The sequence below is a fragment of the Rhodococcus sp. NPDC057529 genome (assembly GCF_042802055.1).
Lineage (GTDB): Bacteria > Actinomycetota > Actinomycetes > Mycobacteriales > Mycobacteriaceae > Rhodococcus_F.
In genome coordinates, this window is sequence record NZ_JBHVEY010000026.1 from 49,672 (window position 1) to 71,057 (window position 21,386).

A 21,386-nucleotide genomic window follows, 5' to 3' on the forward strand; every position below is an offset into this window, starting at 1 on the left:
GCGCCGAGTTGCATTCCGCGATCGTGGGTGCGCTTGATGAGGGGGTCATCCAGGCGGAGATTGTGCGTCGGACTGGGTATACAAGGGAGCGGGTACGTCAGATTGCGCGTGCTGCTGGTCGTGAAGGTGGCCGGTCGCAGTGACCCCGGCATGTCAGTCAATACGGAGGAACTCACCAGGTCGCCGCGTCACTCGTGATTTGTGCGGGGCCGGTGCTGTAGGAAAACATTTACGCAGCGTCTCGCCTAAAGTCACTGGTCAAGAATATTTTACGTTGTATCTGCGGAGTCTCCGTTGGACGGCGGTATCCTGAACGGGCATCGCCCGAGTTGTGAGCATTCCACCGGCCGTCTGGGAGTCGCGGAAGTACCTGATGACCGACAGCGATCCGCTGCGAACACGCCGTGACGTAGCCGTTGCGGCGGCGAGTGAGTTGAGTGCGGAGGGGTTCGACGACACCGAGGAGATCGGCCGCGGCGGCTTCGGTGTGGTGTACCGCTGCACCCAGAGAGTTCTGGAGCGGACGGTGGCGGTGAAGGTGCTCACCGCCGAGTTGGACGAGGAGAACAGGGAGAGGTTCCTTCGGGAGCAACGGGCGATGGGCCGGTTGACCGGGCATCCGAACATCGCGGGGGTCCTGCAGGTCGGGAACACGCGCAGCGGTCGCCCGTATCTGGTGATGCCGTACTACCCGCAGGGGTCACTCGATGCCCGGATCCGACACCACGGTCCGCTCACGGCGGAGGAGGTGCTGCGGCTCGGGGTGAAGATGGCCGGGGCACTGGAGACCGCGCACCGGGCCGGCATCCTGCACCGCGATGTCAAGCCTGCGAACATCCTGCTCACCGACTTCGGGGAACCGGTGTTGGCGGATTTCGGTATCGCGCACATCACCGGCGGGTTCACCACCGTGACCGGCACAGTCACCGGCTCTCCGGCGTTCACCGCCCCGGAAGTGCTCAGCGGAGATCCGCCATCGCCGGCAGCGGACGTGTACGGGCTCGGCGCCACCCTATTCGCCGCGCTGACCGGCCACGCCGCGTTCGAGCGTCGCAGCGATGAGCAGGTGGTGGCGCAGTTCCTGCGTATCACCACCCAGCCAGTGCCCGACCTGCGCGAGCACGGCGTCGACCGGGATATGTCTGCGGTTATCGAGCGCTCCATGGCCCGCACACCGGGGGAGCGGGTCTCCGCAGTGACGTTCGGGGAACAGCTCCGACAGCTCCAGGCCAGGAACGGGTTCCCGGTCGACGAGATGGCGTTGCGCGGCGAATCAGCTGTCGACGAGCACGTTGGCGGTTCGGTTCTGCCCCTGACCACCGGCCTTCCGTCGGCCCGCCCGCCATTGGGTATCTCGCTGAATGCCCGAGGGAGACTCCCGGAGGAGTTATCGACGTTCGTGGGCCGCCGTACCGAGCTGACCGAAGCGAAGGGTCTGCTGTCGGCGTCCCGACTGGTGACGTTCACCGGGATTGGCGGGGTGGGCAAGACGCGGTTGGCGCTGCGGGTTGCGGTAAGTGTGCGACGGGTCTTCGCGGACGGGGTGTGGTGGATTGAGCTGGGCGAGTTGGGGAACGCGGTGCTATTGGCGGACGCGATCGCCGCCGCTTTGGGGCTGCGTCCTCGGTCGGCGCTGACGGCACGGGAAGTTCTGATGGATTTCCTGGCGTCGCGGGAGGTCCTGCTGGTGCTCGACAACTGCGAACAGCTGGTCGATGCCGTGGCGGACTTGGCCGAGACGCTGCTGTCGGCATGCCCGAGGTTGCGGATACTGGCCACCAGCCGTGAAGCCCTGAACATCGGGGGTGAAGCGATGCTGCGGGTGCCTCCGCTGACGGTTCCCGATCCGGAGAAAGTGTCGCTGCACGGCCTGCCGCGCTACGACGCGGTCCGCTTGTTCGCCGAACGCGCCGCCGCCGCGCTACCGGGTTTCGAGCTCACCGAGGGCAACGCGGCCACCGTGGCACAGATCTGCACTCGCGTGGAGGGACTGCCGCTGCCGATCGAGCTCGCTGCAGTGCGGTTGCGGGCGCTCTCGCCCGAGCAGATTCTGCAGCGATTGACCGACCGATTCACACTGCTTGCGCGCGGGAGCCGAGGCACGCCGACGCGTCAGCAGACCCTGCGACTGTGTGTCGACTGGAGTTACGAGTTGTGCACCGCGCCCGAACGACAGCTCTGGGCACAGCTGTCGGTTTTCGCGGGCAGCGTCGAACTCGATGCGGCCGAACAGGTATGCCAGCGTGACGTGGAGCCGGGTGACCTTCTCGATGTGCTGACCGCCCTCGTCGACAAATCAATCCTCATCCGGGAGGAGTCGGATACCGCGGTGCGGTTCCGGATGCTTGACACCTTGCGGGACTACGGCCGCGAGAAGGCCCAGGCGTCGGGGGAGTACCCCGACCTGCGGCGACGGCACCGGGACTGGTACCAGCAGCTGGCCCTCGACACGGAAGCGGGGTGGGTCAGTGCCCGACAGCTCGACTTGATCGCCCGTCTGAACCGTGAACAACCCAATCTGCGGGAGGCTCTCGATTTCGCGCTCACCGATAATGAGGCACCCGAGGCCGCGCTGGCCTTCGCGTCGGCCCTGCAGCCATTCTGGGTCTCGCTCGGTTGGCTCGGTGAGGGGCGGCACTGGCTCGACCGCGCCCTCCTCGTCGCGCCCGCGGCGGCATCCGCGGTCCGCGCCAAGGCGTTGTACCGCAGCTGCGCGCTGGCCGAACTCCAGGGAGACCTCGCCGCGGCGGCCGCGTTGGTTGCTGACGCCCGAGCCGTCGCCGATCAGTCTACGGACCCGGTCGCGCATGCGTTCGTTGAGTTCACCGAGGGGCGCCACGAGGTCTTTACCGGAGATCTCGCCGCCGCGTGTGCACGCCTGGAACGTACCTACGACGTATTCGCCGCGCATGATGTCCATGCGCAGGTCTTGGTGATCCTCTATCTGGGATGGGCCCGCGAGTTGCAGCAAGACACCGCGGGGGCCCTCGAGTGCTATGAGGAAGCCCTCGCGATCACTGAATCCCATGGCGAATCGGTGCATCGGTCACATGCTCTGTGGGCCACCGCGGTCGCGGTGTGGAGTCAGGGTGATCACGACCAAGCGCTGCGGCTGCTGCGGCAGGGGCTTGGCCTGGTCCGTCGCCGACAGGATCTGTACCTGGCGGCGCCGTGCCTCGAGGCGCTGGCTTGGATCGCGGCCGCCGAGGGCAGCGCGCGGCACGCCGCCGTACTGCTGGGTGCGGCACACGCTCTAGGACAGATGACGGGTGCATCAACCGTGGTGTTTCCGGGTCTGCTGATCCATCACGAGGAGTGCATGCAGAGCACACGCCGGGCCCTCGGTCAGCGGGTGTTCGAGGCCGCACACCGTGAGGGAGGCTCACTCGATCTCGACGCCGCCGTTGCCTACGCCCTCGGCGAGAAACCCGCGGTTGCACCCGCCACGGGCCCGTCGACGGAGTTGACCAAACGGGAACGGCAGGTGGCCGATCTCGTCGCCAACGGGCTGACCAACAAGGCGATCGCCGCCCGCCTGGTCATCTCCCAACGCACCGCTCAGGGGCACGTGGAGCACATCCTGACAAAGCTGGGATTCACCTCCCGGACGCAGATCGCGGCCTGGGTTGCCGAACACCGGCAATACTGATCAGCCATACAACGAGACGATTGACTCGAGATCCCGACCGAAGTCTTCACATCGTGAGGCGATCGATTGAGCCCATCAGCTCGATGCTCTGCTCTTGTGGCCTGGGTCGAGAGATGCTGATGCCCAATTGAATTGATCCGAGTTGCCCGCCAGGGAATCCAGTGTTTCGGCCCCAGTCGTTCTTTCCCGGCAAAGTTCGTTGCTCGACGAGTTTTACCGTTGTCCGGACATCCCTGAGCTACCTACTTCGGCAGTCGTGGAGGCCAGAAATCGGCAGGTCAGCGCACGAGGCGCGATCCACCGTCGACCAGGTATTCGGAACCTGTGACGAACGAGGAGTCATCCGCGGCGAGGAAGACAACAACCGAAGCGATCTCCTGGGCCTGGGCAGTCCGCCCGAGGGGGATGCGCGAGGCGATGCTGGCTTGCGGCACCCCATTCTCCTGCGGCTTCCCGCCGCCCATCGCGTTGCGGAGGTTCAGTGTCATCGCCGTCTCGATGACGCCGGGGTGAACGGAGTTGCAGCGGACCTTCGGGTCGTCCGCGGCCCCCACTGCAGCCACGGTTTTGGTGAGCTGCGTGATCGCAGCCTTGCTCGCGCCGTAGGCAGGGTTGTAGGTGGTGGGGTAGTAGGCCCCGAGGGAGGAGATGTTGACGATGGACCCGCCGTCGCCGGTCTTCATGGCGGGCATGATCGCTTGGCATCCGAGGAACGTTCCCTCGAGGTTCACGGCCATGACCGTGCGCCAGTGCTCGAGGGTGGTCTCCTCGAAGGAGGATCGGGACAGGTCGCCCTGGATCCCGGCCGAGTTCACGAGGACGTCCACGCGCCCGTGCCGGTCCATCGTCTGCTCGACGAGGCGGCGCCAGGACTCGGGGTCGGCGACGTCGTGGGTGACAAACTCGACTGCCGCACCGTTGCCCGGGTCCTGCGGGGGCTCGGCGGGTTCGGTGATGTCCGTGGCTACGGTGGTGAAGCCACGTTCGGCGAGCAGGCGAGCGCTGGCGGCGCCCAGTCCGCCGCCGGCCCCGGTGATAATGGCGACCTTGGTGGGTGTGGTGCTCATCATTGTCTCCGTCCTGGGGTCAGTGGCCCGCGGCCGCGGTGGATTCGGCGAGTTCGCGCTGCGGCTCGAGCAGGCGCCGCTTGTCCAGGCTGTCGAAGTATTTCTGGAAGTTCACGAAGCCACCCTGGTAGGTCAGGAAGGCCCGTGGCTTGCCGTCGATGTTGCCGCCGTTGAACCAGCTGGCGACCGTGTTGGTGATAGAGCCTTGGCCGGCCTCGTTGACCAGTTCGGTCCACTGGGTGCAGTACTCGACCGGGGGCTGGACCGAACCGGCCTGCTCGGTCTGCGCCAGGTCGATGATGTCACTGGCTTGGTTGACCATGTACTCGTTGAGAACCGGCACGCTGACGTGCACGGCCGGAGACTGGGCGCCGCCGATGATGAACATGTTCGGGAAGCCGGTGACCATGAGGCCGCCCATCGAGTCGATCTGTTCGCCGGACTTCCACTGGTCCTCGAGCCGGATGCCGTTCTCGCCATGCAGGTCGATCCGGAAGAGTGGACCGGTCATGGCGTCGAAGCCGGTGGCCATGACCAGCACGTCCAGCTCGATGTGCTCCTTTTCGGTCTGCAGCCCGGTCTCGGTCAGCTCGACGATGGGGTTGCCGGCCAGGGAGATGAGGTGGGCGTTGGGGCGGTTGAAGGCCTCGTAGAAGCCGGAGTCGCGGACGATGCGTTTGGCGCCGATCCCGTAGGAGGGGGTCAGCAGCTCGGCGGTTTCGGGGTCGTGGACGATGGCCTTGATCTTGGCCCGCACGAAGTCCGAGAGGATGTCGTTGGCATGCGGGTCGGTGAACAGGTCCGTGAACATGCCCACGAGGATGTTGGCGCCCTGATTCCAGCCCTCCTCGAGCAGGCGTTGCTGCTCGTCGGCCGGCAGGGCGGCGAGGGCGTATTGGGTCTCGGCGACCGGGCGGCCCTTAGGCGCCGCGAAGATCTTCTCGCGGGTGCCGGCGAAGTCCTGCAGGATCTCTTCGCGGGCGGCCAGGTCGGCCGGGTGGTTGCCCAGAGGCAGGGTGTATTGCGGGGTCCGCTGCAGGACGTAGAGCTCCTCGGCGGTGGAGCTGAGCTGGGTGGCGACCTGGATGCCGCTCGAGCCCGTGCCGACCACCCCGACCCGGCCGTTCAGGTTCGGGACCTCGGTGGTGGGCCAGGAGCTGGTGTGGACCACGGTGCCCGTGAAGATGTTCTCGCCGGGGATTTGCGGGGTGTTGGGGGCGTTGAGGCTGCCGATTGCCAGCACGAGGTACGTGGTTTCCACCGTGCTGCCGTCCGCGGTGGCGATCTCCCAGCTGGCTGTGGCCTCGTTGTAGGTGGCGCGGGTGACGGTCTGCCCGTATCGAATATCGTCTTGGACGCCGAGGCGCTGCACCAACCACTCGAAGTACCGGCGCATCTCGGCGCTGTCGGCGAATTCCTCGCGGGGGGTCCAGTCCTTGTACACGTTCACATCATGGGTCATGGCGTAGAACCGGCTGTTCGAGTCGACGCGGGCGCCGGGGTACCGGTTCTGGTTCCACACGCCGCCGGGTCCGTCGTTCTGGTCGAGGCAGGACACGGTCATGCCCTGCTCCTTGAACTTGGCGACGGCGTAGATGCCGCCGAAGCCGGCGCCGATGACGAGGACATCAACGGATGAGGGGATGGTGTTCATGGGTTGCTCCGGGGTTTCTGAAGTGGTGGTCGCGGACGGATTCGCGGTGCCTAGGCAGTGAGCTCGTTGCCGAACGAGCCGCTGCGCGGGTGGGGGCGGGATCCGTTGCCGGCGGTGAAGACGATGACGATCTCGTTCGGGCGGGGCGCGTCCGGGATCCGCACCTCGTGCGAGATGTAGTGGCCTCGGGCCTTGTCCTCCCGCACGTGGATGAGCGGGATGTCGAGGGTGGATCCGGCGGCTCCGCGCTTGTCGCAGCCGACCAGGAGGTTCTTGGCCTGGACGCGCTCGCGGATCGGAGTGCCGAAGCGCAGCGTGTGGATGATCGCGGTGGAGTGCTCGATCTCACCGTCGGTGCCCACGAGGCCGCCCTTGCCGAAGACTTCCACGGACTCCGCCCCACCCGGCAGGCACGCTACGGCGCGCTCGGAGAGGAGTTCGCCCAGGCTCTCCGAGTACTCCTCGACCAGTGGGAACAGGTTCTCGACGTACTTGCCGGCGAAAGGATTCTCGATGACCGCCATGGCCGAGGCGAGTACCAGCGGAGTCTCGGCGTCCTTGAAGCCCTCGATGCGGGTTTCCTCGGCGAAGGTGACGATCTTGCGGATTCTCATGGGGGGTCTCCCTTTCCGGGAATGTTTGTGGGTGGCTGGAGCTGGCCCCAGCGATTTTCGGTTGGGACACTGGGCAAGTGAATGACTGGAGGGGGCGGTGTTGTTCTCTGTCAGCGGGCGGGGTTGTCGGCGTCGGGACCCGGTCCGGTATCCGTGCCGAGGGCGCGTCGGAGGGCGGCGGCCGAATCGCCGACGAGGCGGCGGGTCACCGCCGAGCCGCGCACGCTGGTGAAGCCGTGCGTGGCCCCGGGATATACGTGCAGTTCGACGGAGACGCCGGCGGCCATGAGGCGGTAGGCGTAGTCGAGGTCCTCGGGCAGGAACAGGTCCAGCGAGCCACACACGATGAACGTGGGCGGCAGGCCGGACAGGTCGGTAGCGCGGGCCGCCGCCGCGTAGCAGGGCACGTCCGGGCCGCCGGCGCTGTCGCCGAGCAGGGCGGACCACCCGAAGCGGTTGTTGGCCCGGGTCCAGACCCATCGGCCCATCGCCTCCGGGGGATCGGTGGTGAAGCCGGTGCGGTCGTCGAGCATGGGATAGACGAGGTGCTGGAAGGCGACCTCGGGGCCGCCTCCGTCCCGGAGTCTGAGCACGAGGGCCGCGGCGAGTCCGCCCCCGGCGCTCTGCCCGCAGACGGCGATCCGATCAGGATCGACCCCGAGGCGGTCGGCCGAGTCCACCAGCCAGGACAGGGCGGCGTGGCAGTCGTCGAGGGGGCCGGGGTAGGGCGTCTCCGGCGCGAGTCGGTAGTCCACGGACACGACGACGGCGTCCACTCGGCGCGCGTAGGTTGCGTCGGTGAAGGCGGTCTTGTCGGCTGACCCGGTGACGTAGCCGCCGCCGTGGATGTGCAGGATGCCCGGGCGCCCGGTGCGCTTCGCGCGCGGTGCCGTCACGATGACGCGGACGGGCGGTGCACCCGAAATGCCGGGCGCGAATTCCTCGAAGACCATCAGATCCTCGGGTGTCTCGACGGCCGGGGCGCTGCCGGCCGCAATCTGCTTGCGGACGGCGTCGATCCCGGTGTCGAAGTCGAAGACGAGGTTTGTCGCCAGGTCGCGGAGTTCGGGGTCGATCAGGCGGTGTGGTGACACTGCGTCGTCCTTTGCTCGGTGGTGGACCGTGCGGTGTTTGCCGGCACGGGGTGGACCGGGGAATGGTCCTCGGTCACCAGGCGAGGTCGAGGATTTCCATGACGTCGTCGGCGGAGGTGATCGGCCGGGAGTTGTAATCGATCAGCGGGTCGTGCAGGGACTTCTCGGCGATCTCGCGGAACTGGTGGCGCTCGATGCCGACCTCGCGCAGCCGTGTCGGCCGGTCCATCGACCGGGCGAATTCCTGCAGGATGTCCGGAAGCGGTCGGCCCGACTGGCCGACGGAAGCCGCGGCGAGCTCCTGCCGGTCTGCGTTGTGATCGGCGTTCCAGCGCAGGACACCCGGCACGACGCTGCTGCCGGTGTCCCCGTGCGGGACGCCGAGGGCGCCCAGGACATGGCCGATGGCATGGCTTGCGCCGGCGTGCAGGCCGTAGTTCACGCTGTAGATCGAGTACCAGGCACCCAGCAGGAGGTTCAGGCGCAGGGCCGGGTTGTCCTCGGGGCCGCCGAGCTTCGGGATGGCGTCGTAGAGCAGGCTCCATGCCTTGGCGGAGACGACCTCGACCAGTGGGATGGAGTCGCTCTCGCACAGGAATCCGACGGCGTGCTCGACAGCCTTCATTCCGGACGACTGGAGCAGCGGGATCGGGGTGGCCAGCGTCGCGGCAGGGTCGAGGACCACGGTGGTGGGACTGAACAGGGTGTGGAAGGCCACCTCCTTCACGCTTCGCCGCTCGTCCGTGATGCCGGCGAACCAGGTGAACTCTCCGGCGGAGAGGAGGGTGGGCACGGCCATCATGCGGATGCGGTCCGCGGCGTCGGCCGGGCGGATACTCGGGTCCACCATCCCGGCCAGGTTCTTCAGGTGTGGATCGAAACCGTCGATGTCGGTGATGTTTTCCCACAGGCACAGCAGCATGTGTTTGGTCGCGTCGGAGACGGAGCCGCCGCCGACGGAGACCAGGAGGTCGGCCCCGGCTTCACGGGCGGCGGCCGCACCGGCCAGGACCGATGACCGGGGCGCGTGCGCGCCGATGGCCGAAAAGACCCCGGCGAACCGGGAACCCAGCCGGCGGCCGATCTGGGCGGGAAGGTCGTCGGGACCGGCGAGTGACTTGCTGGTAGTGATCAGCACCCGTTGCTTGCCGGACGCCTCGACCTGCTCGACGATCACATCCGCGGCGGGACGCCCGAAGACCACGTGGTCGGTGGAGGTCCCGAACTGGGTCCCGTGAATCGTCGTCGTGACGGAGTTGTGGCTCATGATGAATCTCCCAACTGAACAGCGGGCGGGGCGGTTCGCAGTGGAAGCCGGACCTGCTGCTGTGTCCAATCCGCCGTGCGCGCCGGGCCAGGACGCCCGGGTGCGGCGGTTACTTGCGTCGTGCAAAGTGTCACACGCCATACTCATGTGGGTCTAATATCAATTCGTGAGAGTATCGATTGCAAAATGAAATGAAATGGTGCGGCTGTGAAGTTGGAGCACGTCAAAACCTTCGTCGTCGTCGCCGATGAGCTGCACTTCGGCCGGGCCGCGGCCCGGCTCTTCATGGCGCAGCCGGCCGTCAGTCAGCACATCAAATTGCTGGAGAACGACCTCGGCGTCCAGCTGTTCGAGCGCAGCACCCGGTCGGTACGCCTGAGTGAGCGCGGCCGGGCCTTTCACGGCCCGGCGCAAAAGATCCTCGAGGACGTGGACCAGGCCGAGCGGGCGGCGAAGTACGGCCATGCGCACACCATCGGACGGGTCACCCTGGGTTTCTCCAGCATGAGCAGCCAGCGGGCCGTTCCTGCCGTGATGCGCGCGATGGGGGAGCAGGAACCCGGGATCGAACTGGTGCTGCAGGGCATGAACTTCGGCAGTGGCCTCCTGAGGGAGGTCGCCGTGGGCAATCTGGACGTCGGCATCGCCAGGTTGCCGATCCGCGAACCCGAGCTGGACTGGCATGTCTACGAGTACCAATCGCTCGTGGTGGCCCTGCCCGAGAGGCACAGATTGGCCGAGCGCGAGTCGCTCACCATCGGGGACTTGGTCAACGAACCGTTAGTGGCATTCCCTGCCGGATCGGGCTCCGCGGTCCGCGAGGCCACCCTGAAGATGGCACTGGACGCCGGATTCTCGTTCGGGGTCGTCCACGAGGCCCCGGACACCAGCTCCATCCTCGGCCTGGTGGCGGCAGATTTCGGGATCTCCGTGACCGTCTCCCCGGTGCAGGCGTCCATGGCGCCGGGGGTCGTCTACCGGCCCCTCGATGGAGCGGTTCCCCACATGGCGGCCGCCTTCTTCTGGAAGCGGCACAACCCGAGCCATGCTCTGCAGGCATTCATCGAGGTGATGTCCACGCTGCTGCCCACACCGACGCCGCCTCCGGAACGGGTGTTCTGCTGACCTGATCGGAGTGATCGTGGCTCCGAGGCGCATGCCCGACACCGACCGTGCACGATGAGCCCTGCCAGTTATTTATGGTTTTCTGTGATCGGTTACCGCGGAAATTACTATTGGATTCGCAATCGATGGAGCTCTAGCCTTGGCGTGATCCCAGCCACACTCACATCTCTTTTCCTCGGAGTTCACATGGCACGAGCGCAGCAAGCTCAAGGCAGGCGGGCGGGCATCGCCGCCTTCGTCGGCACCCTCATCGAGTGGTACGACTTCTACATCTACGGACTCGCCGCGGCACTGGTCTTCGGCCCGTTGTTCTTCCCGAATCTGAACCCGGTCCTGGGCACCCTGGCGTCCTTTGCGACATTCGGCACCGCGTACATCATGCGGCCGGTGGGCGCGATTGTCTTCGGCCACTTCGGTGATCGGATCGGACGTAAGCAGACCCTCGTGGTCACCCTGCTCATCATGGGCGTCGCCACTTGCGCCGTCGGTCTGTTGCCGACCTATGCCAGCATCGGCATCGCCGCGCCCATCCTGCTGGTGATCTGCCGCCTGTTCCAGGGCTTCGCCGCCGGTGGCGAGTGGGGTGGTGCCGTGTTGATCGCCTCCGAGCACGCCGAGCGCAAGAACTTCGTCTCCGCCGGCGCGTGGGCCCAGCAGGGCGCACCCGGCGGCAGCCTGTTGGCGTCCGCCGTGTTCGTCCTCGTCAATCTCCTACCCGAGCAACAGTTCCTGTCCTTCGGGTGGCGTATCCCGTTCCTGGCCAGCGCCGTTCTGATCGTCGTGGGCCTCGTGATCCGCCTCAAGCTGGAGGAGTCGCCTGACTTCGTGCAGGTCGCCAAGGAGAACAAGACAGCAGGCGTGCCGCTGGCACGGGTGCTCAAGACCGCCATGCCGATCCTGATTCTCGGCGCCTTCAGCACCGCGGTGGCCACCACCTCCTACCCGATGCTGCAGGTGTTCGGCCTCAACTGGATGACCGGCGAGCTCGGCGTGGCCCGCGGACTGGTTCTCAACGGACTGCTCGTGATGTCCGCCGTCCAGTTCATCATCCAACCGTTCGGTGCACTGCTGGCGCTCCGCTTCCAGCCGGTCAACGTCATCTACTGCGCACTGGCCGCCACCGTCATCTCGGTCCCGGCCGGCTGGCTGCTGCTGGCCACGGGCTCGACCGCGGGGATCTATGTCGGCCTGATCCTCACCGTGCTACCGGTAACGATCGTCTACGGCCTGCTCGGCGGGTTCCTGGCCGAAACCTACCCCGCCGAGATCCGCCAAACCGGCACCGGCATGAGCTACCAGTTCGGCGCCATGATCTTCTCCTCCATCTCGCCGGTCCTTGCCGCTATGTTCATGGATGCCACCGGCTCGATCTGGTCCGTCATCGGCCTGATGCTCGTCTACACCACGATGGCCTTCTTCGCCTTCACCGCCCTCGCCCGCCGGACGGGTGCCGGTCGACGGGCACTGCAGCCGGAGCAGTTGGCGGACCTGCCCGCCCTCGCGCCGGACCCACGCTGACCACCACCTCAGCCGACCCGGCGACCGAACCGACCCAGGAGTCCCCATGACCTCCAACGCATCCCCGACCATCTACGCATTCATCTGCGGCCACGCGAACATTCCGGCGTCCTTCATCCTCGACGGCGCCGAGGGCATGATGCGGCTGCCCGTCCCCGGCTACGTAGTAGTCCACCCGGAGGGGAACCTCGTCTTCGACACCGGGTTCAACACCCGGGTCCACCACGACCCGGACGGCGACTACGTACCCGAGGGCTTCTACGCGACCCGCGACCTGCAGTTCACCCAAGAGGACGAAATGGCCCGCCAGATGCGGGAGGCCGGCTTCGACCCGGACTCCGTTCGCTTCGTCGCCAACTCACATCTGCACTACGACCACGCGGGCGGGAACGACCAGTTCCCCGCCGCCACCCTGATCCTCCAGGAAGACGAGTACCGGACCGCCCTTCGGCAGCCGGACGATTTCCCGGGCTACCGCAAGAAGGACTTCCTGACCGGCCAGAACAAGCTGCTCGTCAACGGCGTGTACGACGTCTTCGGCGACGGAACCGTGATCCTCGAGCCCACCCCCGGCCACACTCCGGGCCATCAGTCGCTGCGGATCACCGCGAACGGTCAAACGACCTTCCTCACCGCCGATGCCTGCTATCTCGAGGCCACCCTGGACTCGAACGCCGTCCCCGGCATCAAGTCCGACGAGGGCCAGTTCCTGGCATCGTTGGCCGCCATCCGAGCGCTCCGGGACGAGGGGGCCTTCGTAGTCTTCGGTCACGATCCCGAACTCTGGGCCCGACTGCCCAAGGCCCCCGAACCCCTTGTGCCCGTCGACATGCCGGCATCCACCAACTAGTCCTGCGCACCGTCTCCGGCACGGTGGTGACTACCGTGCCGGCGAGGTGCGCGCCGGACCCAGTCGTCCGGGCACCCACCGGTGCCGGGTCCCGTGGCCGCCGTTGTGCGGTGACGGACCTCTTCCCGCCCACCGAAAACCACCGCCCCACAACCCACGGCGGCGCCCACCGCACCAACAAGCGGCCGGGTAGCCCGCACCAGCAACGAAAGGACCAGCAGCGTGCGACCGTATCGCTCCGAAAACCCCGCCACCGGCGAACTGTATGGGGAGTTCCCCACCATCCCGGCGGAGGAGATCCCGGCCGCCATCGCCCGGGCCGCCGAGGGCTACCGGCGGTGGCGCGCCACGACCGTCGCCGACCGCGCAGGCGTGCTGAAGGCGACCGCGGACCTGATCCGCGAACGGCAGGACGAGCTCGCCGCCCTCGCCACCGAAGAAATGGGCAAGCCCCTTGCAGAAGCCCGCGGTGAGGTCGATCTCGTGGCCTCGATCTTCGAGTACTACGCCACCCAGGGACCGGCGATGCTCGACCCCGAGAAACTCGACCCGGCCAGCGGCGACTCCGCCCGGGTCCAGCTCGAGCCGGTGGGTGTCCTGCTCGGCATCATGCCGTGGAACTACCCCTACTACCAGGTCGCCCGATTCGCAGCCCCGAACCTGTTGCTCGGCAACACCCTCCTACTCAAGCACGCTCGCAACTGCCCCCGCTCCGCGCTCGCCATCGAAGCCGTGCTGCACGACGCCGGGGTCCCCGCCGACGCCTACCTCAACCTCTTCGCCGACTCCTCACAGGTCGAGGCCATCCTTTCTGACGACCGAGTCCAGGGCGTGTCCCTGACCGGCTCCGAACAGGCGGGGGCCGCCGTCGGGGGCCTGGCCGGACGCCTCATGAAGAAGATGGTGCTCGAACTCGGCGGCTCGGATCCCTTCCTGGTCCTCGATGACGCCGACATCGAGAGCGCGGCATCGGCCGCCGTCATGGGACGTATGACCAACGCCGGACAGGCCTGCACGGCCAGCAAACGGCTGATCGTCACGGAGTCGGTATACGACCAGTTCCTGAAGTCCCTGCGCGACAGGGTCAGTGCCCTCATCGTGGGCGACCCGATCGATCCGCAGACCGACATGGGCCCGCTGTCCTCGGCAGGGGCCGTGGACGACCTCCAGCAACTCGTCGACGACGCAGTTTCCCACGGCGCCGACGCGATCGTCGGCGGCAGTCCACTGGACGGCGTAGGCCATTTCTACCCTCCGACCATCCTCACCGGCGTCACCCCGGCCGCGCGGGCCTACCGCGAGGAACTCTTCGGTCCGGTGGCCGTGGTGTACCGGGTGTCCGACGTCGACGCCGCCATCGACCTCGCAAACGATTCCCCCTTCGGCCTCGGCGCCTCGGTATTCACCAGCGACCTCGAGGCGGCCGAGCAGATCGCCGCGCGGATCGATGCCGGAATGGTCACCATCAACGGGTCGAACAAGTCGCAACCCGACCTACCGTTCGGCGGTGTAAAGCGCTCCGGTGTAGGACGTGAACTCGGGCGCTTCGGGATCGAGGAGTTCGCGAACAAGAAGCTGGTCCGCCGCCCGGCAATGGTCAAGCAGGCAAAGAAGCAGGCGTCATGAGTTTGCCTCTCGACGGAATCACGGTCGTCGCACTCGAACAGGCGGTCGCTGTCCCATTGGCCACGCGCAACCTCGCCGACCTCGGCGCGCGGGTGATCAAGATAGAACGCGTCGATGGCGGAGACCTCGCCCGCGGCTACGACCACGTCGTCCACGGCACCGGGGCGCACTTCGTCTGGCTCAATCGCGGCAAAGAATCGCTGGCCGTGGACCTCAAGAGCCAGGCCGGCCGCGCCGCCGTCCGCCGGCTGGTGGATCGAGCCGACGTCTTCGTGCAGAACCTGGCGCCAGGTGCGGCCGAGCGTCTCGGTCTCGGCGAGAGTGAACTGCGTGCGAACCACCCCGGACTGATCGTCGTCAACCTGTCCGGGTTCGGGCCCGGCGGGCCGTTCGAGCACCGCAAGGCCTATGACATGCTCATCCAGGCCGAAGCCGGGCTGATCTCGGTCACCGGAACCCCGGAAACCCCCGTCAAGACCGGTATCCCGGTCGCGGACATCGCTTCCGGCGTCGCGTGCTCTCAAGCGGTGCTCGCCGCGCTCCTGCGCCGCTTTCGGACAGGCGAGGGAGCAAGTGTCGACGTCTCGATGCTCGAGGCCACCGTCGAGTGGATGGGGCACGGGATGTACACCCAGCTATACACCGGCCGGCAGCCGCCTCGAATGGGGCTGAGTCACATCGCAATCGCCCCTTACGATGCCTACCCGACCCGAGACGGCCAGATCCTCATCGGGGTGCAGAACGACCGTGGATGGCGAACACTCGTCACCGACGTGTTCGGAATTCCGGAATTGGCTACCGATCCGCGATTCACCACGAACGTCCTGCGAGTACAACACCGGAGCGAGTGCGACGCAGTCGTCGCTGAGCAGACCGCTCAGTGGTCCAGCGGCGCCCTGGACAGCAAGCTCTGTGAAGCCGGAATCCCGGCGGCACAGGTCAAGCAACTGGACCAAGTCACCCATCATCCCCAGCTGCACGCGCGTGAACGGTGGCGCACGATCAAGACCGAACACGCCGACGTGCAAGCACTGCTGCCCCCCGCGACGTTCGCCGACGTCGAGGCGCGCATGGGCGACGTTCCCGCACTCGGTGAGCACACCCGCCCGCTGCTCGCCGAGTCCGGCCTCGACGCCGACTCGGTCGACGAACTGATCAACGGCGGCATCGCACTGCACACCGAGCGCCGCGACCACGCGCCCGCCCATTGAACCCGCCATACGCCCACCCCCAGGAAGGGCCATCAATGCTGGCAGGACGCACCGCCGTCATCACCGGAGCGGCCCAGGGCATGCGCCTTGTCGTCCTGCAGGAGAGAAACGTATGACCATTGCCGCCACCGGCGCCACCGAGCACGGGGTCGAGATCTACCCGCCGGGCCCGGCGTTCGCCGAGCAGGCAAACGCCGGGCGGGAGTTGCAGGCCGCGGCGGGCGCGGACCGGTTGGCGTTCTGGGACACCCAGGCGAGGCGTTTGGACTGGGCGACGGAGTGGTCGCAGGTGTTGGACTTCTCCGACGCACCCGTCGCGAAATGGTTCGTTGGCGGCGAGTTGAATGTCGCCTACAACTGCGTCGACCGCCACGTGATCGCCGGCAACGGCGACCGTGTCGCGATCTATATGCCGATGATCCCCGAGGCCATCGTCACCATGCTCGCCTGCGCCCGCCTCGGTCTGACCCACTCGGTGGTGTTCGCCGGCTTCTCCGCCAGCGCCCTGCGCTCGCGCATCGACGACGCCGAAGCCAAACTCGTCGTCACCGTCGACGGCCAATGGCGCCGCGGCCAGGCCGCACCCCTCAAGCCCGCCGTCGACGAGGCGCTGGCCGGCGAAGCCGGTGATCCGACCGATGCCGGGGCCACCTCGGTGAAGCACGTTCTCGTCGTCAAGCGCACCGGCATCGATGTCGCCGTCGCCGACGGCCGGGACCTGTGGTGGCACGAGACCGTCGACAAGGCCTCCGGCACCCACGAGGCGACCCCGTTCGACGCCGAGCACCCGCTGTTCATCCTCTACACCTCCGGCACCACCGGAAAGCCCAAGGGCATCATCCACACCTCCGGCGGCTACCTCACCCAGGCGTCGTACACCCACCACAACGTGTTCGACCACAAGGCCGGCCGCGACGTGTACTGGTGCACCGCCGACATCGGCTGGGTCACCGGCCACAGCTACATCGTCTACGGGCCGCTGTCCAACGGCGTCACCCAGGTGGTCTACGAGGGCACCCCGAACTCCCCCGACGAGCACCGCCACTTCCAGATCATCGAAAAGTACGGCGTCAGCATCTACTACACCGCCCCCACCCTGGTGCGCACGTTCATGAAGTGGGGCCGCGAGATTCCCGACGCCCACGACCTGTCCAGCATCCGGCTCCTCGGCTCGGTCGGCGAACCGATCAACCCCGAGGCCTGGAAATGGTTCCGCGAGGTGATCGGCGGCAACCAGGCCCCGATCGTCGACACCTGGTGGCAGACCGAGACAGGCGCCATCATGATCTCCCCGCTGCCCGGGATCACCGCCACCAAACCCGGCTCCGCGATGGCCCCGCTGCCCGGCATCTCCGCGAAGATCGTCGACGACGACGCGAACGAACTCGGTGCCGGCGGCTCCGGCTACCTCGTCCTCGACAAGCCGTGGCCGGCGATGCTCCGCGGCATCTGGGGCGACATGGACCGCTACCGCGACACCTACTGGTCCCGGTACCCCGAGCAGGGCTGGTACTTCGCCGGTGACGGCGCCAAGTACGACGAGGACGGCGCCCTGTGGGTGCTCGGCCGCGTCGACGACGTCATGAACGTCTCCGGCCACCGCATCTCCACCTCCGAGGTCGAATCCGCCCTCGTCGGCCACCACGGCGTCGCCGAAGCCGCCGTCGTCGGCGCCGCCGACGAGACCACCGGCCAGGGCATCGTCGCGTTCGTCATCCTCCGCGAAGGCGTCGAAAACACCGGCGACACCCTCATCGCCGAACTCAAGGCCGAGGTGTCCCGGGAGATCAGCCCGATCGCCAAGCCCCGCCAGATCACCATCGTCCCCGAACTCCCCAAAACGAGGTCCGGCAAGATCATGCGGCGACTGCTCAAGGACATCGCCGAGGGCCGCGACCTCGGCGACACCTCCACCCTCGTCGACCCCAAAGTCCTCGACGCTTTGCGGTTCTAGGCATCACGCCACCACACAGGCCGGACCGTCGGCGAAATGTCGGATTCCGCGGCCCATACGGTGGGGCGGGTGAAGCGACCCACAAGGGCTTCCCGCCCCACGTTGGGGATTCGGTTGCAGATCGCAGGATGACGTTCAGCCGCTTGATGTCCCGTTCATCCGTGACCTCGCGGTGTGACGAGCATCGGCCCGGATGTCATGCACGGCGCGTGTCTCGTGGCTACGAGCGTCGATGTCTGCCATCGCACTGTGCCCCGACCACCGTAATTTCAGTGAACTGAAAAAACACTTTCAGTCGACTGAAATTTCGGCTAGCATCGGAGGTGAGTTCGATCACCCGACTTTTGGCCGGCGGTATCAGCATCAAAGCCGTATCGCCCGCACGCGCAATAGAATTGGAAAGACACAATGCCCAAGAATGCCAAGCCCCTGCATCTCAGCCTGGTGGCCACCACGAACACCCTGCACGGTGGGCTCGCTGGATTCGAGCGAGCCCACGGCCGGGCCCCGAGTGAGAGCAACGCGACGGAGCTGTATCTGGAATACGCAGACATCGCTGAACGGGGGAACTTCACCTCGTTGTTCCTGGCTGACACGGCGCAGGCCGTCGGCTCGCCAATCGTCGGTGGCGGGTCGCCGGAACCCTTCACCGTTCTCTCTGCGATCGCTGCGCGCACCCGTCACCTGGGAGTGATTGCCACGGCGTCGACAAGCTTCTACGAGCCGTACAACGTTGCCCGCCTTCTCGGTTCGCTCGATCTTGTGTCGGAGGGGCGTGCCGGCTGGAACGTCGTGACATCGTCACAAGAAGCGGCGGGCCTGAACTTCGGCTACGACACTCTGCCCTCGCGCGACGAGCGCTACGCCCGCGCCGACGAGTTCATGGAGGTAGTGACCGCGCTGTGGAGCAACCGCGAACTGCGCCCGAATGAGCAGGGCGGGGCCGACTTCTTCGCCGACGCCATCGACTACCAGGGCGAGCATTTTCGTGTCCGCGGACCGCTCAACGTTGCCCCCAGCAGGCAGGGGAGGCCGATGATCGGACTGGCAGGCGGATCCGACTCCGGCGTTGCGGTAGCCGCCAAGCATGCGGATGTCACCTTCACCAACGCCACGTCGAAGCAGGACGCGGCGTCCTACAGGTCCGAGCTGAGTCGTGCCCTGATCGCTGCCGGGCGTAAGCCCGACAGCGTCCCGATCATGCCGATGCTCGTGCCCTTCCTCGGTCGAACGCGGCAGGAAGCCGAGGATCGAAAGCATGCGATCGACGAATTCCTGGACGTGGACGCTCTCGCCCCGAAAGCGCTGGCGCCCTTCGGGATCAGCTTCAGCTACAACGATCTCGATGACGCCTTCCCTGTCGACGTCCTGCCGCATCCCGAGGCGGTTCGCCGCGTCATCAAGGGGGCCTATGGCAGCTACCTCGGCCTGCACACGTGGATCGGCGAGCGTCCGGGTGTGACGGTGCGCCAGGTCACGCTCCAAGCGGCGCTCGGCATGCATCATCGCAAGTTCATCGGCTCCTACGACGAGTTCGCCGACGACCTCGAGTCGTGGTTCCGGGAGGGCCTCGTGGACGGCTTCCTGCTCATGTGCCCTGAAGGTGCGTCCTCGGCGACGAGTTTCGTCGAGCACATCGTGCCCCGGCTGGTCGCCCGCGGCATCTATCGCGACCGTCCTGACAACCGCCCCCTCCGCGAGCGCTTCTGATGTCGCACAAGGTAACAGCGGAGGAGCAGACGATGACGGTTACGACCATCGAACCCCAATACATGCGCCGCATCCTGGGTCACTTCTGCTCCGGGATCACGGTGATCACCGCGAGCACCCCGGACGGGCCGATCGGCTTCACTTGCCAGTCCTTCACGTCCCTGTCGCTCGATCCACCGCTCGTCTGCTTCTGTCCGGCGCGCACCTCGGCGACGTGGCCGCGGATCCGTGAGATCGGCACATTCGCGGTCAACGTCCTTGCGGATCGTCACGACGGCGTGAGCAACGGATTCGCCCGTACGGGGACCGACAAGTTCGCGGACGTCGCCTGGACGCCGGGCGCATTCGGAGCGCCGGTCCTCGACGGGGTCATCGCCCACATGGAATGCAGGCTGTGGGCCGAGTACGACGGCGGCGACCACACGATCGTCACCGCCGAGGTTCTCGACCTGCATGCCTCACAGGACGAGAATCCTCTCTTGTACTTTCAGGGTGCATACCGCCATTTGCAGCCACGCAATGACAGCGGCGTGGGATGGTCATCGTGACGCACAGGTCTCCGCATGCGTCGGAGTCGCAAGCAGCTCGCTGCAGTGAGGATCGCCGTCAAGGCGCCGGCCCACTTGCAGAACAGGGAGCCATGGACATGAACACAGCACACCCCCTCGCGGCCGCGCTGGCAGCTGTCGTCGGTGGCAACATGGTCGTGATCGCCGACGACGCCGGTCGCAAGAACGAGGGCGACCTCGTCATGGCCGCGGAGCATGTCTCAACCGCCGACATGGTGTTCTTCCTCCGCCACGGCAGCGGCATCGTGTGTACACCGATGCCCGATTCGGTCGCCGACCGTCTCTGCCTCAACCTCATGGCCGACGACAACACCGACAATCACCACACAGCGTTCACCATCACCGTCGATGCCATCGGGACCGGGACAGGGATCTCGGCAGTGGACCGCGCAGCGACCGTCCGCGCCTTGGCGGATCCGGCCACCCAGCCCAGCGACTTGCGTCGCCCCGGACACGTGTTTCCACTGCGGGGCCGCCCCGGCGGTGTGCTCGAACGCGACGGTCACACCGAGGCATCGATTGATCTGATGCGACTCGCAGGGCTGCGTGAGGTCGCGGTCATCACCGAACTTGTCGACGATGGCGGGGTGCCAATGGCCGGGGACAGGTTGACCGACTTCGCCGCCGAACACGACATACCCATGATCACGGTCGCCGACATCGCCGAGCATCGACTCCGTTCCGATCCTGCCGCTGTGCTCGGCGCCCCGGCCACCATCCCGACCGACCACGGTGTGTTCACCGCACAGTCCTACACCGGCGAGGACGGAATTGAGCACCTGATCCTGTACTACGGCGACATCCGCGCCGCCGCGGACGTCGAGTCGGGTGTCATGGTCCGGGTACACAGCGAGTGTCTCACCGGCGACGTCATCGGCTCACGGCGCTGCGACTGTGGCGCCCAACTCGACGCCGCCCTGGCCGCCATCGCCCGAGAGGGGACGGGGATCCTGATCTATCTACGCGGACAGGAGGGTCGGGGAATCGGGCTGGCGCACAAGCTCGCTGCCTACTCCCTGCAAGACGCCGGCCGCGACACGGTCGATGCCAATCTCGAGCTCGGCCTACCCGTTGACAGCCGCGATTACGGCGTCGCTTCCGCCGTGTTGCGGGCACTCGGTATCGCCAGGATCCGCCTGATCACCAACAACCCGCGCAAGGTCGAGGCCATCACGACCGGAGGCGTCACCGTCACCGCGCGGCTGACGGCCCCAACCATCGTCACGGGAGACAACATTGGCTACCTGCGCACCAAACGCGACCGAATGGGCCACCTGCTCGAACTGCCTGCCCCGGCGCCGCAACGTGGAATGGTTGCCACCTGACCGGCACCGCCCACGGCGTAGGTGAGTTCCTTCGGGCGGGTCCGCCCGAATGTGTACTCTGGTTTCGAATTTTCGAGGTCCCTGATATGCCGGAGGAATTGACGCCCGCACATGAATGCCGTCGCACAGTCACGCACGACCCCCGAGTCTCCG

15 protein-coding genes are annotated in these 21,386 nt (G+C 66.7%); 10 read left to right on the forward strand and 5 right to left on the reverse strand.

All coding sequences use genetic code 11. The features are described from left to right. Positions 1-373 precede the first annotated feature (373 nt). On the forward strand, positions 374-3,649 hold the full coding sequence (locus ACFU5V_RS35725) for a protein kinase (RefSeq protein ID WP_378705317.1): 3,276 nt from the start codon (positions 374-376) through the stop codon (positions 3,647-3,649). A gap of 278 nt (positions 3,650-3,927) precedes the next feature. Here ACFU5V_RS35725 and ACFU5V_RS35730 read toward each other — a convergent pair whose 3' ends face one another. The 5 genes from ACFU5V_RS35730 to ACFU5V_RS35750 all read right to left on the reverse strand — a co-directional run bounded on the left by ACFU5V_RS35730 (position 3,928) and on the right by ACFU5V_RS35750 (position 9,345). Next, positions 3,928-4,716 (reverse strand): SDR family NAD(P)-dependent oxidoreductase, encoded by a 789-nt coding sequence (locus tag ACFU5V_RS35730; RefSeq protein ID WP_378705177.1) that lies wholly within the window; start codon positions 4,714-4,716, stop codon positions 3,928-3,930. Between the two features lie 19 nt (positions 4,717-4,735). Beyond that, positions 4,736-6,370, reverse strand: coding sequence for a flavin-containing monooxygenase (locus ACFU5V_RS35735; protein ID WP_378705179.1), 1,635 nt, complete (start codon positions 6,368-6,370; stop codon positions 4,736-4,738). Positions 6,371-6,420: 50 nt separating this feature from the next. Then, positions 6,421-6,984 (reverse strand): amino acid synthesis family protein, encoded by a 564-nt coding sequence (locus ACFU5V_RS35740; protein ID WP_378705181.1) that lies wholly within the window; start codon positions 6,982-6,984, stop codon positions 6,421-6,423. Positions 6,985-7,094: 110 nt separating this feature from the next. Then, positions 7,095-8,078 carry an alpha/beta hydrolase gene (locus ACFU5V_RS35745; protein ID WP_378705184.1) on the reverse strand — a complete coding sequence of 328 codons (984 nt, stop codon included), beginning with the start codon at positions 8,076-8,078 and terminating at the stop codon, positions 7,095-7,097. A gap of 73 nt (positions 8,079-8,151) precedes the next feature. Beyond that, positions 8,152-9,345 carry an iron-containing alcohol dehydrogenase gene (locus ACFU5V_RS35750; protein ID WP_378705186.1) on the reverse strand — a complete coding sequence of 398 codons (1,194 nt, stop codon included), beginning with the start codon at positions 9,343-9,345 and terminating at the stop codon, positions 8,152-8,154. A 207-nt stretch (positions 9,346-9,552) separates the two neighbouring features. Here ACFU5V_RS35750 and ACFU5V_RS35755 point away from each other — a divergent pair, with 207 nt between their 5' ends. The 9 genes from ACFU5V_RS35755 (at position 9,553) to ribA (ending at position 21,233) form a co-directional block, all read left to right on the forward strand. Continuing rightward, positions 9,553-10,470: a LysR family transcriptional regulator gene (locus ACFU5V_RS35755; RefSeq protein WP_378705188.1), complete on the forward strand. Its 918-nt coding sequence runs from the start codon at positions 9,553-9,555 to the stop codon at positions 10,468-10,470. A gap of 186 nt (positions 10,471-10,656) precedes the next feature. Then, the gene (locus ACFU5V_RS35760; RefSeq protein WP_378705190.1) at positions 10,657-11,988 is read left to right on the forward strand and encodes an MFS transporter; all 1,332 of its coding nucleotides are present in this window, start codon (positions 10,657-10,659) and stop codon (positions 11,986-11,988) included. Positions 11,989-12,034: 46 nt separating this feature from the next. Continuing rightward, on the forward strand, positions 12,035-12,838 hold the full coding sequence (locus ACFU5V_RS35765) for an N-acyl homoserine lactonase family protein (RefSeq protein ID WP_378705191.1): 804 nt from the start codon (positions 12,035-12,037) through the stop codon (positions 12,836-12,838). 222 nt (positions 12,839-13,060) lie between these two features. After that, positions 13,061-14,464 carry an NAD-dependent succinate-semialdehyde dehydrogenase gene (locus tag ACFU5V_RS35770; protein ID WP_378705194.1) on the forward strand — a complete coding sequence of 468 codons (1,404 nt, stop codon included), beginning with the start codon at positions 13,061-13,063 and terminating at the stop codon, positions 14,462-14,464. Next, entirely contained in the window at positions 14,461-15,675 is a 1,215-nt protein-coding gene (locus ACFU5V_RS35775; protein WP_378705197.1) for a CaiB/BaiF CoA transferase family protein, read from the forward strand. The genes ACFU5V_RS35770 and ACFU5V_RS35775 overlap by 4 nt, the downstream gene beginning before the upstream one ends. A gap of 112 nt (positions 15,676-15,787) precedes the next feature. Continuing rightward, positions 15,788-17,629 carry an acetate--CoA ligase gene (acs, locus tag ACFU5V_RS35780; protein ID WP_378705200.1) on the forward strand — a complete coding sequence of 614 codons (1,842 nt, stop codon included), beginning with the start codon at positions 15,788-15,790 and terminating at the stop codon, positions 17,627-17,629. 408 nt (positions 17,630-18,037) lie between these two features. Continuing rightward, entirely contained in the window at positions 18,038-19,339 is a 1,302-nt protein-coding gene (locus tag ACFU5V_RS35785; RefSeq protein WP_378705202.1) for an NtaA/DmoA family FMN-dependent monooxygenase, read from the forward strand. A 32-nt stretch (positions 19,340-19,371) separates the two neighbouring features. Then, positions 19,372-19,887 (forward strand): flavin reductase family protein, encoded by a 516-nt coding sequence (locus ACFU5V_RS35790; RefSeq protein WP_378705205.1) that lies wholly within the window; start codon positions 19,372-19,374, stop codon positions 19,885-19,887. Between the two features lie 98 nt (positions 19,888-19,985). After that, positions 19,986-21,233, forward strand: a complete 1,248-nt coding sequence (gene ribA, locus ACFU5V_RS35795) for a GTP cyclohydrolase II (protein WP_378705207.1) — start codon at positions 19,986-19,988, stop codon at positions 21,231-21,233. The last annotated feature ends 153 nt before the right edge of the window (positions 21,234-21,386 follow it).